Annotated in this window: 12 protein-coding genes, 1 tRNA gene and 1 pseudogene; 11 read left to right on the forward strand and 3 right to left on the reverse strand. The window is 68.7% G+C overall.

Annotation, left to right across the window (positions count from 1 at the left end):
* Nucleotides 1-5: 5 nt before the first annotated feature.
* Together N4G47_RS15595 and selD are read left to right on the forward strand one after the other, a co-directional pair.
* A tRNA-Sec gene (locus N4G47_RS15595) sits at nucleotides 6-101 on the forward strand.
* Nucleotides 102-127: 26 nt separating this feature from the next.
* Nucleotides 128-1,207, forward strand: a complete 1,080-nt coding sequence (selD, locus tag N4G47_RS15600) for a selenide, water dikinase SelD (RefSeq protein WP_475288490.1) — start codon at nucleotides 128-130, stop codon at nucleotides 1,205-1,207.
* 35 nt (nucleotides 1,208-1,242) lie between these two features.
* Here the strand turns inward: selD and N4G47_RS15605 are convergent, their stop codons facing one another.
* Complete coding sequence (locus tag N4G47_RS15605; protein ID WP_057498412.1) at nucleotides 1,243-2,103, reverse strand: YicC/YloC family endoribonuclease; 861 nt, start codon at nucleotides 2,101-2,103, stop codon at nucleotides 1,243-1,245.
* A 123-nt stretch (nucleotides 2,104-2,226) separates the two neighbouring features.
* On the opposite strand from N4G47_RS15605, the gene rph reads away from it, so the two are divergent.
* From rph to pepQ, 7 genes are all read left to right on the forward strand, one after another.
* On the forward strand, nucleotides 2,227-2,952 hold the full coding sequence (gene rph / locus N4G47_RS15610) for a ribonuclease PH (RefSeq protein WP_475288494.1): 726 nt from the start codon (nucleotides 2,227-2,229) through the stop codon (nucleotides 2,950-2,952).
* Complete coding sequence (locus N4G47_RS15615) at nucleotides 2,949-3,338, forward strand: VOC family protein (RefSeq protein WP_475288498.1); 390 nt, start codon at nucleotides 2,949-2,951, stop codon at nucleotides 3,336-3,338. Before rph ends, N4G47_RS15615 begins: the two co-directional genes overlap by 4 nt.
* Complete coding sequence (gene rdgB, locus N4G47_RS15620) at nucleotides 3,335-3,931, forward strand: RdgB/HAM1 family non-canonical purine NTP pyrophosphatase (RefSeq protein ID WP_249842969.1); 597 nt, start codon at nucleotides 3,335-3,337, stop codon at nucleotides 3,929-3,931. Before N4G47_RS15615 ends, rdgB begins: the two co-directional genes overlap by 4 nt.
* Nucleotides 3,932-3,987: 56 nt before the next feature.
* A complete protein-coding gene (hemW, locus tag N4G47_RS15625) occupies nucleotides 3,988-5,214 on the forward strand; it encodes a radical SAM family heme chaperone HemW (RefSeq protein ID WP_475288499.1) in 1,227 nt (408 codons plus the stop codon).
* 145 nt (nucleotides 5,215-5,359) lie between these two features.
* Entirely contained in the window at nucleotides 5,360-7,639 is a 2,280-nt protein-coding gene (locus N4G47_RS15630; protein WP_475288500.1) for a DUF1631 family protein, read from the forward strand.
* Between the two features lie 5 nt (nucleotides 7,640-7,644).
* A complete protein-coding gene (locus N4G47_RS15635) occupies nucleotides 7,645-8,007 on the forward strand; it encodes a PilZ domain-containing protein (protein WP_057498843.1) in 363 nt (120 codons plus the stop codon).
* A gap of 75 nt (nucleotides 8,008-8,082) precedes the next feature.
* A complete protein-coding gene (gene pepQ / locus N4G47_RS15640; RefSeq protein WP_475288501.1) occupies nucleotides 8,083-9,414 on the forward strand; it encodes a Xaa-Pro dipeptidase in 1,332 nt (443 codons plus the stop codon).
* 487 nt (nucleotides 9,415-9,901) lie between these two features.
* Here pepQ and N4G47_RS15645 read toward each other — a convergent pair.
* Both N4G47_RS15645 and N4G47_RS15650 read right to left on the reverse strand, forming a co-directional pair.
* A pseudogene (locus N4G47_RS15645) lies at nucleotides 9,902-11,222 on the reverse strand (aminopeptidase P N-terminal domain-containing protein).
* A gap of 5 nt (nucleotides 11,223-11,227) precedes the next feature.
* Nucleotides 11,228-11,776, reverse strand: a complete 549-nt coding sequence (locus tag N4G47_RS15650) for a YecA/YgfB family protein (protein ID WP_107231641.1) — start codon at nucleotides 11,774-11,776, stop codon at nucleotides 11,228-11,230.
* Between the two features lie 153 nt (nucleotides 11,777-11,929).
* Here N4G47_RS15650 and N4G47_RS15655 point away from each other — a divergent pair, with 153 nt between their 5' ends.
* Both N4G47_RS15655 and N4G47_RS15660 read left to right on the forward strand, forming a co-directional pair.
* Nucleotides 11,930-12,151: a TIGR02449 family protein gene (locus N4G47_RS15655; RefSeq protein WP_005410898.1), complete on the forward strand. Its 222-nt coding sequence runs from the start codon at nucleotides 11,930-11,932 to the stop codon at nucleotides 12,149-12,151.
* Nucleotides 12,148-12,465, forward strand: a complete 318-nt coding sequence (locus N4G47_RS15660) for a cell division protein ZapA (protein WP_475288502.1) — start codon at nucleotides 12,148-12,150, stop codon at nucleotides 12,463-12,465. Before N4G47_RS15655 ends, N4G47_RS15660 begins: the two co-directional genes overlap by 4 nt.
* Nucleotides 12,466-12,530 lie beyond the last annotated feature (65 nt).

The raw sequence follows: 12,530 nt of genomic DNA on the forward strand, positions 1-12,530 counted from the left end.
CTTTCGGAAGGCATGCGCATCCGGGCATGCGGCTGGGCTTCAAACCCAGTAGGGGGCGTCGATCGCTCCCTGGTAGGTTCGACTCCTGCTGCCTTCCGCCATTCGTGTTTCCGCAGGAGATGCCGGCATGGCCACGCATGCGCAGTCCCCCACCGCTTCCACGGCCGAGGCCCCGCCGCGCCTGACCGCGCTGGCCCATGGCGGCGGCTGCGGCTGCAAGATCGCACCGGGCGTGCTGTCTGAACTGCTGCGCGGTGTTCCAGCACTTCCCGCACCGGCTGAACTGCTGGTCGGCCGTGAGACCAGCGATGACGCAGCGGTGTACCGGCTGAATGACGGCCAGGCGATCGTCGCCACCACCGATTTCTTCATGCCGATTGTCGATGACCCGTTCGACTTCGGCCGCATCGCCGCCACCAACGCGCTGTCGGACCTGTACGCGATGGGTGCGCGCCCGTTGTTCGCGCTGGCCATCGTCGGCATGCCGATCAACACGCTGCCGCAGGACACCATCCGCGCCATCCTGCAGGGCGGGGAACGCGCCTGCGCCGACGCCGGCATCGTGGTCGCCGGCGGCCACAGCATCGACGCGGTGGAACCCATCTACGGCCTGGCCGCGATCGGTGTGCTCGATCCGCAGCGACTCAAGCGCAATGCCGATGCCCGCGCCGGCGATGTACTGGTGCTGGGCAAGCCGCTGGGCGTGGGCGTGTACTCGTCGGCGCTGAAGAAGGAACGGCTCGATGCCGAGGGCTATCGGCAGATGCTTGATTCGACCACACGGCTCAACACCGTCGGCGTAGCGCTGGCGGCGCTGGACGGCGTGCGCGCGATGACCGACGTGACCGGCTTCGGCCTGCTCGGGCACCTGCTGGAAGTGTGTCGCGCCAGTGGTGTTTCCGCTGACGTGGACAGTGCCCAGGTGCCGCTGCTGCCACAGACCCTGGAGTTGCTGCAGCGCGGCTGCGTAACCGGTGCCTCCAGCCGCAACTGGGCCTCGTATGGCGCCGACGTGCGCTTCGCCGAGGGCCTGGCCGCCCATTGGCAGCCGCTGCTGACCGACCCGCAGACCAGCGGCGGCCTGCTGGTGTCGTGCGCCCCGGAGGCGGTGGATGCGGTGCTGGCCTGCTTCCACGAAGCGGGGTTCGGCCAGGCGGCCGTAGTCGGGCGGTTGAGCGAAGGAACGCCGGGCGTCCGCGTGGTCTGAAGCGAGGAAGGGCGCCCCAAGGCGCCCCTCCAGCATCACTCGATGTTCTGCACCTGCTCGCGGATCTGGTCGATCAGCACCTTCAGCTCCACCGCGGCATTGGAGGTACGGCTGTCCACCGACTTCGAGCCCAGCGTGTTGGCTTCGCGGTTGAACTCCTGCAGCAGGAAGTCCAGGCGGCGGCCGACCGGCTCGCGCTGCTTGAGCACGCGGCGGATCTCGGCGATGTGGCTGCCGAGGCGGTCCAGTTCTTCATCCACGTCCAGCTTCTGCAGCCACAGCACCAGCTCCTGCTCGGCGCGGCCGGGATCGACCGGGTGCGGCAGATCGGCCAGGCGGGCGGCCAGCTTGGCGCGCTGGCCGTCGCGAATGGCCGGAATCAGCGTGCGCACTTCGGTGGCGATGCGTTCGATGCCGTCCACGCGTTCGGCGATGGCGGCGGCCAGCTTGCCGCCTTCGCGTTCACGCGCCTCGATGAAGCCATCCAGCACCTGGTCCATCAGGGCCAGGGCCTCGGCCTGCAGGGCGGGCGCATCGGTGGCCTCGCCGCGGGTCACGCCCGGCAGCTGGAGCAGATCGGTGAAGCTGACCTGCAGGTTGGGGAAATCGGAGGTCAGGCGGTGCGCCAGGCGCCCCAGCTGGCCGAGCAGGGCCTCGTCCACCTGCAGGTTGGCAGCGGCCTCCGGTGCGCGCAGGCGCATCACCAGATCCAGCTTGCCGCGGCTCAGGCGTGCCGCGATGCGCTCGCGCAGCTGCGGCTCCAGCGCCCGCAGTTCCTCGGGCAGGCGGGTGCCGACCTCCAGGAAGCGGTGGTTGACCGAGCGCAGCTCGCAGCCCAGCGTGCCCCACGGGGTGACGCGCTCGCCGCCGGCATAGGCGGTCATGCTTCGAATCATGGAATGTGTCCGGTGCGTGCAAAGGGGAATGGTACCCTAGCGCCCTCACCTGAGCCCCCTTGCCCGCCCCGTGAAGGCCGCGGGCATGGCGGCGTACTCCCCTGCCCTTACGGAACCCGCACCATGTCCGATTCCCGCCCCAGCGGCCGCCAGCCCGACCAGCTCCGCCCGGTCGTCATCCAACGCGGCTTCACCCGCCACGCCGAAGGTTCGGTGCTGGTGTGCTTCGGTGAAACCCGCGTGCTGTGCACCGCCAGCGTCGAGAACCGCGTGCCGGGCTTCCTGCGTGGCAAGGGCGAAGGCTGGGTGACCGCCGAGTACGGCATGCTGCCGCGCGCCACCCACACCCGCAGCGACCGTGAAGCGGCCCGCGGCAAGCAGGGCGGCCGTACGCTGGAAATCCAGCGTCTGATCGGCCGCAGCCTGCGCGCCTGCGTGGACCGCAATGCCCTGGGCGAACGCACCATCACCCTGGACTGCGACGTGCTGCAGGCCGACGGTGGCACCCGCACCGCCGCCATCACCGGCGCCTACGTGGCCCTGGTCGATGCGGTGAACGTGCTGATCAAGCGCGGCGAGATCAAGCGCAACCCGATCCTGGGTGCGGTGGCGGCGGTGTCGGTGGGCGTGTACCGCGGCACTCCGGTGCTGGACCTGGACTACGCCGAAGACAGCGACTGCGACACCGACATGAACGTGGTGATGAACGACGGCGGCGGCTTCATCGAACTGCAGGGCACCGCTGAAGGCCACGCCTTCCGTCGCGACGAGCTGGACGCGCTGCTGGGCCTGGCCGAAAAGGGCGTAGCCGAACTGCTGGCCGCACAGCAGGCGGCGCTGTCGGCATGAACCGCCGCATCGCCCTGACCACCCTGGTGGTGGCCGACTATGACGAAGCGATCGCCTGGTACACCGGCAAGCTCGGCTTCACGCTGCTGGAAGACCTCGACCAGGGCACCAAGCGCTGGGTGGTGGTCGGCCCAACCGATGGCAGCGCGGCCGCCCTGCTGCTGGCGCGCGCCAGCAACGACGAACAGCGCAGCCGCATCGGCAACCAGACCGGTGGCCGCGTCGGCTTCTTCCTCAACACCGACGACTTCCACCGCGACCACGCGGCGATGCAGGCTGCCGGGATCGAGTTCCTGGAAGCGCCGCGCGAAGAGCCCTACGCCACGGTCGCGGTGTTCCGCGATCTGTATGGCAACACCTGGGACCTGCTGGAGCCCCGCACATGAAGAAACTGGTTCTGGCCAGCCACAACGCCGGCAAGCTGGTGGAGATGCAGGAGATCCTCGCCGACCTGCCGCTGCAGATCACCTCGGCTGCCGAACTGGGCCTGGGCGATGTCGAGGAAACCGGCCTGACCTTCGTCGAGAACGCGCTGCTGAAGGCGCGCGCGGCCTGCGAAGCGACCGGCCTGCCGGCGCTGGCCGATGATTCGGGCCTGATCGTCGATGCCCTCGGCGGCGCACCGGGCCTGTACAGCGCGCGCTATGCCGGCCACCCGACCAATGCCGCAGCCAACAACGCCAAGCTGCTCGATGCCATGGCCGAGGTGCCCGATGGCCAGCGCAGCGCGCGCTTCTATGCGGTCATCGTGCTGCTGCGCCACGCCACCGACCCGCAGCCGCTGATCTGCGAAGGCCGTTGGGAAGGCCAGATCATCCGCGAGCTGCGCGGCACGAATGGTTTCGGCTACAACCCGGTGTTTCTGGACACCACCCACGGCCTGACCGCCGCGGAAATGGAGCCGGCGCTGAAGAACGCCATCAGCCACCGTGCCCTCGCCCTGCAGCAGCTCAAGCAGCAGCTGGCGACGCTGTACTGACGCCACCTGATCGAACCAGGGAAGCCGGCCAGCGGCCGGCACTACCGATGAAGCCCATGCCGCACGCCCACGACCACTGCAACCACCTGCCCGGCGAAGCCTGCTCCGCTGACCACGACACGCCGCCGCGGCTGGTGCCGCCACCGCTGTCGCTGTACGTGCACCTGCCGTGGTGCGTGCGCAAATGCCCGTACTGCGATTTCAATTCGCACCAGGCCAAGGGCGAACTGCCGTTCGACGCCTACATCGACGCGTTGCTGCGCGACCTCGACCAGGACCTGCCACTGGTCTGGGGCCGGGTGGTGCACAGCGTGTTCTTCGGTGGCGGCACGCCCAGCCTGTTCCCGCCCGAAGCGATCGATCGCTTCCTGCAGCAGGCCAGTGCGCGCCTGCGCTTCGCGCCCAATGCCGAGATCACTCTGGAGACCAACCCGGGCACCGCCGAGCACGGTCGCTTCGACCGCTACCGTGCGGCCGGCGTGAACCGCCTCAGCTTCGGCATCCAGAGTTTCGACGACGCGATGCTCAAGCGCCTGGGCCGCATCCACGACAGCGGCGAAGCCGAGCGCGCAGTGAAGATGGCGCAGGACGCGGGCTACGACAACTTCAACATCGACCTGATGTACGCGCTGCCGGAACAGACCCTGGCCGGTGCCGAGGCCGACCTGGAGCGCGCCTTCGCGCTGCAACCCGCACACATCTCGCATTACCAGCTGACCCTGGAACCGAACACGGTGTTCTTCGCACGGCCGCCGCAGGGCATTCCCGATGAAGACAACGCCTGGGACATGCAGGAACACTGCCAGGCGCTGCTGGCCCAGGCCGGTTTCAGCCAGTACGAGGTCAGCGCCTATGCCCGCCCCGGCCGGCAGAGCGCGCACAACCTGAACTACTGGCGCTTTGGCGATTACCTGGGCATCGGTGCCGGCGCGCACGGCAAGATCAGTTCCGGCGCCGAGGAACACGTGCTGCGGCGCTGGAAGCTGAAGCACCCGCAGGCCTACCTGGACAGCGCCGGCACGCCCGCCTCGTTCGGCGGCGATGACGTGATCGCGCCCGCGCGACTGCCGTTCGAGTACATGCTGAATCTGCTGCGCCTGCACGAAGGCTTCAGCCTGCGCGATTTCGAGTCGCGTACCGGCCTGCCACGCAGCGTGCTGAACACAGCGCTGGCCGAGGCTGTTCAGCGCGGGTGGCTGGAGGTGACCGATGGCCATGTACAGCCGACCGAACTGGGCCGCCGCTTCACCAACGACGTGGTGAGCCTGTTCCTGGAGGAATGAGCCCTCGCCGTAACGGGTCGTGCCGGCCGCTGGCCGGCAATCGCGCATCCGAAGACCGTTCACGTTCACCCTAAAGTAGCGCCGGCCTCGGCCGACACGGTAGATTCACCAGATCGATCCGCGGGAATCCGGGTACCGCCTGCCGATGTCAGCTGTCTTCTCCCTTACCTCCGCCGACAAGAACCGCCTGGCCGCCGCCGAGCTGCCACCGCGGGTGCGCGATCTGCTGGGCGCGCTGATCGGCCTGTGCCGGCAGGCACTGGCCGCGCCCCTGATCCTGACCGTCGAAGCATTGGAACAGACCCTGCTGCACGACGCCGACCGCGCCCGCAATCCGGCGCAGCAGGCCGACCTGATGGCCCAGCGCGGCCAGCTGCACGCCTTCGCCGGCCACTTCCCGGATCGCGTGCTGGATGCCCTGGCCGAATCGCTGGCACGGCTGCGCGAGCCGGCCCGCGCCGTCGCGGCTGCCACGCCCGCGCCGGCACTGCCAGGCATGCAGGGCCTGTCGCTGGTCGCCGAGCACGATGTGGATCGCGACCTGCTGCTGACCGAAATGGTACGCCGTGAAACCCAGCGCTCGACCAACGCGCTGAATCTGCTGGGCCAACGCCTGGGCGTGCTGGCTGCCGCACCGGCATTCGAAACGGACACCTTGCCGCTGGCACCGCAGGCGCTGTGCCTGATCGTGCGCCGGCTGGCCGAACAGGATGCGCTTGGCGCGGAGATCCAGCTGGCGCTGTACCGAAGCTTCGAGCGCCAGGTGCTGGAGCGCCTGGGCGATGTGCTGGATCGCGCCAACGCCCTGCTGGCCCAGCACGGCATCCTGCCGGGGCTGGTCTACACCCCTTATCTGGCGCGCTCCTCCAGCACACGGCGGATCATCACCCAGTCGGTGGGCGGCGGTCGCGCCACGCAGCCGGCCCGGCAAGCGGCCGCACCGCTGACCGGCTGGAACGGCTCCGCCCCGGCCGGCTCGTGGTCGCATCTGGTACAGGACACCGTCAACGACGCTGGCGGTGCCGCTGCCGTCGGCCTGACCGCCTCCACCGGCGGTGCCCTGCATGAGCTGTTGCAGCAGGCCCGCCACGCAACGGCCGCCCCGATTGAAACCGGGGCCGTTCCCAGCGCCGCCGTCGACGCGGTGCTCGCTCGCCTGCAGGCGCAGTCCAGTGCCGCCACCGGCGTGGCCGACCTGCAGGCAGCGGTGGTCGCCCAGCTGCGCAGCGAGCATGGCGCCCAGGCCCAGCTGGGCAGCCACGACCGCGACAACCTCGACCTGCTGCGCATGCTGATGCAGCAGGTGCAGCAGCGGCAGCGCCCCGACCCGGTACCGGCCGCCCTGCTGGCGCGCCTGCAGGTTCCGCTGGCCCGGGCGGCAATGGCCGACCCCGGCTTCTTCGTGCGCGACGAACACCCCGCGCGCGAACTGCTCAACCAGATCGCCGAAGTCGGTGCGCACTGGCTGGCCGACGATGACGTCGACCCACAGCTGCTGCAACGCATGGCGCAGAGCGTGCAGGGTCTGCTCGCCCAGGATGCGCGATCGCCGGAGGCATTCGCCGCTGCCAACGAAGACGTGCAGCAGCACCAGCGCGCCGCAGCGCACCGCGCCGAGCTGGCCGAGCGCCGCCATGTCGAAGCGGCCCGCGGCAAGGAACGCCTGGAGCTGGCACGCCGCCAGGCCAACGCACAGATCGACCAGTGCTGTGATGCACAGCAGCCCCCTCGTTTCGTGCAGTCCCTGCTGCGCCAGGCCTGGGCCGATGCGCTGACCCTGACCCGCCTGCGGCATGGCGACGATTCGCCGCAGTGGCAGGAACGCCTGCAACAGACCGAACGCATCGCGGCGGTCACCGCCCAGGCCGTCGATGCCGCCGATGGCACCGATGCCGCGCTGGCCGCCGATGTGGAAGCCGCACTGGTCCAGGTCGGGTACCACGCCGAGGAGGCGGCCGCCGTTGCACGGCGCCTGGCCACACCCGGCGGCGAAGACGAAACGACCTCACGCACCGAACTCAGTGCCCGCCTGAAGGCGCGTGCGCGCCTGGGCGAGCACGCCGCCGGTACTGACCATGTCGCCAACCCACCACCGCTTCCCCGCAGCAGCGCGGAAGAAGCGGCCTACCAGCAGCTCTCCAGCCTGCCGTTCGGCAGCTGGTTCGACATCGATAGCGGCGACGGCAGCGTGCGACGGCAGCGCCTGTCCTGGTACAGCCTGCTGACCGGCCATGCCCTGTTCGTCAATCCGCGCGGACAGAAGATCGCCGAGACCGACCTGGACACACTCGCGCGGCAGCTCAGCGCCGGCCACGCACAGCTGGTGACCGAAGACCGTGGCCGGCTGGTGGACCGTGCCTGGCAGGCCAGCCTCAGCGCCCTGCGCGCGCTGGCTGGCGGCCGCCGCAAGGAGACGCACGCATGAACCCGCTGCCACAGGACACCCGTCGCGCCCCGCGCCGCCAGGTCTCGGATCTGGTGCCGGTCACCGACCAGATGCGCGACTGCGTGGTGGGCCGGCTTGGCAATGTTTCCGAGACCGGCATGCTGATGCTGGCCAGTACGCCATTGCGCGAGGACGCGCTGTACCAGCTGCGCTTCCCGCTGCCGATGGGCGACGGTCGCCATGAAGCCATCGACGTGGGCGTGCACCTGCTGTGGAGCGAACCGGCACATGCGCCGGGTCAAAGCTGGACCGGCTTCCGCTTCCTCACCCTGTCGCGCGAGCATCGGCAGCTGCTGCGCCAGTGGGTGGGCGAGGACAGCGACGAAGGGCCGCTTTCGACGGCCTGAGTGCCGGTTCCGGCACAGCGGTTTTTCGCGGTATGCGGCAGAATCTAGGGCCGTTTTCCGTGTCGAGCCACCGCAATGATCCAGCAAGACCCCGGCGCCCTGTATCCCGACCACCTGGCCGTGCTGTGCCGACGCGCCGAACAGGCGCTGGCCCGCGGCGGATTCGATCACCTGGTGGTGCCCAGCGGCACCCTGCACTACCAGGTGTTCGACGATCGCGATTATCCGTATGCGGTGAACCCGCAGTTCAAGGCCTGGCTGCCGCTCACCCGCGTGCCCAACAGCTGGATCGTGTTCACCCCGGGCAAGCGTCCGGCAGTGATCTTCCACCAGCCCTTCGACTACTGGCACGTGGTGCCGGACGCGCCCAGCGGCTGGTGGGTGGACCACTTCGACATCCACATCATCCGCAAGCCCGAAGAGGCGCTGGCGTTGCTGCCGGCCGATCCGGCGCGCTGCGCGATCCTCGGCGAACCGCAGAGCGCGCTGGGTGCGTTCGTGCCCAACAACCCTGCGCCGGTGGTGAACTACCTGGAATGGCACCGCGCCTGCAAGACGCCGTATGAAATCGCGCTGATGCGCCAGGCACAGGTGCTGGGCGTGCGCGGCCACCGCGCCGCCGAGGCCGCCTTCCGCAATGGCGCCGACGAGTTCAGCATCCACATGGCGTACTGCCAGGCCGTGGGCCAGGATGCCAATGAGCTGCCGTACGGCAACATCGTCGCACTGAACGAACACGCCGCGGTGCTGCATTACACCGAACTGGGCCGCAAGGCGCCGCAGCCGCTGCGCAGTTTCCTGATCGACGCCGGCGCCAGCGCCCACGGTTACGCCAGCGACATCACCCGCACCTATGCCGCACAGGGTCACGACGAGTTTGCTGCGATGATCGCCGCCGTCGATGCCGCCCAGCAGCAGATGTGCACCGCGGTGCGCCCGGGCTTCGACTACAAGCAGCTGCATGTGGATGCACATCTTTCGCTGATGGGCGTGCTGAAGGACTTCGGCGTGATCAACGTCTCGCCGCAGACCGCGCTGGAGACCGGCGTCAGTGCCGCATTCTTCCCGCACGGCATCGGCCACCTGATCGGCCTGCAGGTACATGACGTGGCAGGCTTTGCGGCCAGCGACGAAGGTGGCCGCATCGAGCGCCCGGCCGGCCACCCGTACCTGCGCCTGACCCGCGTGCTGGAGCCGGGCATGGTGGTGACCATCGAACCGGGCCTGTACTTCATCGACATGCTGTTGAACGAAGTGAAGGACGCCGGTCATGGCGATGCGATCAACTGGGACCGCGTGGACTTCTTCCGTCCCTACGGCGGCATCCGCATCGAAGACGAAGTGCTGTGCACCGAAGGCGAAGCGGACAACCTGACCCGGCCGGTGTTTGCTGCGGCGAACGGCTGAGCCCCTCGTGGTTGGATGCTGAATTCAGAATGCCGCGCTTGGCGGGGCGGGTGGGCCATGCAGGGGACGCTGCAAGTACGTCCCTGTAAGCTCGATGGCGCCAGCCATGGCGCCAACGCCCCTGCATGGCCCACCCGCCCCACCTTTGACAGTTTCCTGCCGCGTCCAACCACGGAAAAGAAAAAGAAAAGCAAAAGCGGATCGCTTGCTGCGCTCGCTCCGTGTCGACCAAGGTCGACACCTACCAACAGCCGCGCGTCCCAACAACCGCCGTTACCAACAGCGGCGTGAACCTGTCGAAGGCGGGGCACTGTGGGTTTGCGGGGTGTGAGCCGCATGGATGCGGCGACCAAGCCTACAGGGACGTACTTGCGGCGTCCCCGCAAACCCACAGTGCCCCGCCACCCCACGGATAGCCCGTTGTTGTTGTTGTTGCTGTTGCTCTGGCGTGCAGCGGGTGCAGGGCTGCAAGCCCTGCAGAACACCCTTACTCCGCCATCACCGCTTCGATCTCATCGGCGCTGCGCGCCAGCCCTCGGTCAGCACCCGATGGCCATCATCGGTAATCAGCACGTCATCCTCAGTGCGGATGCCGATACCGCGCCAGCGCGGTTCCACCGTCGTGTCATCCACGCCGATGTACAGCCCCGGCTCGATGGTGAAGGCCATGCCCGGCTCCAGCAGACGCGAATCACCGGCCAGGCGGTAGTCGCCCACGTCGTGCACGTCCATGCCGATCCAGTGCCCGGTCTTGTGCCGATAGAAGCGCTGGTACAGGCCTTCGGACAGGTTCTTTTCCAGCGTGCCCTTCAGCAGGCCCAGCCGCAGCAGCCCCTCGGTGAGCGTCTGCACGGCGGCCAGGTGACCGGCCTCGTACGCCACCCCGGCTTGGCCTGGGCCAGCGCCGCGGCCTGCGCGTCACCGACCAGATCGTGCAGCGCGCGCTGTTCGGCACTGAAGCGGCCGTTCACCGGGAAGGTGCGGGTGATGTCGCTGGCGTAGCCACGGTACTCGGCACCGGCATCGATCAGCACCAGTTCGCCATCACGCGAACGCGCGTTGTTGTCGCGGTAATGCAGGATGCAGGCGTTGCGGCCGGCGCCGACAATGCTGCAGTAAGCGGGCACCGCATCGTTGGCGCGGAACACGCGCTCCAGCTCGGCCTGCAGTTCGTATTCGTGAATGCCCGCCTTCGCCGCCTTCATCGCCGCCAGATGCGCGCGTACGCTGATCTGCGCGGCGTGCTGCATCAGCGCCACTTCCGCGCCGGACTTGAACAGGCGCTGCTCGTGCAGCAGGTGGCCCAGCTCCAGGAACTCGTGCGGCGGCTGCGCACCGTGGCGCACCTGCGAACGCACGCGGTTGACCCAGCCGATCAGCTTCAGGTCGAAGTCGGCATCGCGGCCGAAGTGGTAGTAGACCCGCGAACGGCCCTCCAGCAGGCCCGGCAGGATGTCGTCCAGATCGTCGATCGGGTAGGCATCGTCCATGCCGTACTGCGCCACCGCGCCCTCCTGGCCTGCGCGGCTGCCATCCCAGGCCTCGCGCTCGGCATCCCGCTCGCGGCAGAACAGGATGGCCTCGCCGTGGCGGCGGCCGGGAATCAGCACCAGCACCGCTTCCGGTTCCGGGAAGCCGCTCAGGTACTGGAAGTCCGAATCCTGCCGGTACGGGAAATGGGTATCCAGGCTGCGCACCTTCTCGGCCGCGGCCGGCAGCACCAGGATCGCGTCCTCGCCAGCCATGTCCATCAGCTGGCGGCGGCGACGCTTGTACTCGCCGGCCGCGATGCCGGTGCGCTGCTTGATATCCATCAGTTCAGGCGCTGCCGATGGCGCGCGGCCAGCACCACATCGCCGTGCAGCAGCAGCACCGCCACGCGGATGAATTCCTCGATCTCCGACAGGGCTTCGTCGTCATCCTCGCCACCGGCCTCGAAATCCTCGCTGGAGGCACGCGCCAGGCTGGCCATGTCGGTCAGCGCTTCCTCGCCCTCTTCGGACAGGGTCGGGCGGTTGCCACCACTGCCCAGGCCGAAGCCGCCGAGGAACGAACGGGTCCAGCTGAACATGGCATCGGCCTGCGCGGACACGTCATCGTTGTCGGTCAGCAGCAGCTCGAAGGCGAAATCGCGGTCTTCCAGCTGCTTGATGGTGGCCTGCAGCAGCTGCCCCAGCACGCTGTCGGCGGCCACCGGCGGCAGGTTGTCGTCGGCCAGCACCCGCGCCGGCCAGTCGTTGCCGGGGGCACCACCGGCGGCCAGCCAGCCGCACAGTGCGCCATGCAGTTCGGCAGCAGTGGCGCCCAGGCCCAGTTCCTGGCTGGCGCGGGAAACGTCGTCGACGGAGGGAAGTTCGGTCATCGTGCGGCTCGTTCGGAAAGGAAACCCGGAGCGCGCACGCGCGCGCCCGTCAGACCCGGTAGTGTAGCAACCCGACGGCATCCTCCCCGTGGCCGTCCAGCCTTGCTGCGACAGCGCTTGACCGCCCTCACCCCGCTTGCCTATCGTGCCCGCATGGAACCCGCCGATCCCCTCGCCCAGCTGCAGGACTTCGCCGCCCGCGTGGAAGCGTTGCTTGAACGCAACCAGCGCCTGGCCGAGGAGAACCGCAGCCTGCGCCACCAGCAGGAACAGCTGGTGGCCGAGCGTTCGACGCTGCTGGCCAAGAACGAACAGGCGCGCTCGCGGGTGGAAGCGATGATCAGCCGGCTCAAATCCCTGGAGCAGCACACATGAGCGCCGAACCGGTCAGTGTCCGCATCCTCGATCGTGAATACACGGTGGGCGTCGGCAGCGATGAACGCGACAGTCTGATGGCCGCCGCGCGCCTGCTCGATGCGCGCATGCGCGAGATCCGTGGCAGCAACCGCATGGCTGCCGTCGATCGCGTCGCCGTTCTGGCTGCATTGAACCTGGCCCACGAACTGCAACTGCTGCGCGACGAGAACGCCCGCCAGGCGGTGGCCCTGCAGCAGACCCTGGCCGACCTGAACCGGCGCCTGGACCGCGCCATCGACGGCACCCCTAGAACAGGGGACGGAGGGGATTAGGGCGCATTCGCCCCTTCCGTGCTGAAAACGCCTTGATTCCCTCCGTCCCCTTTTCTGAATTGGCA

The sequence above is a fragment of the Stenotrophomonas sp. GSD10 genome (assembly GCF_056172695.1).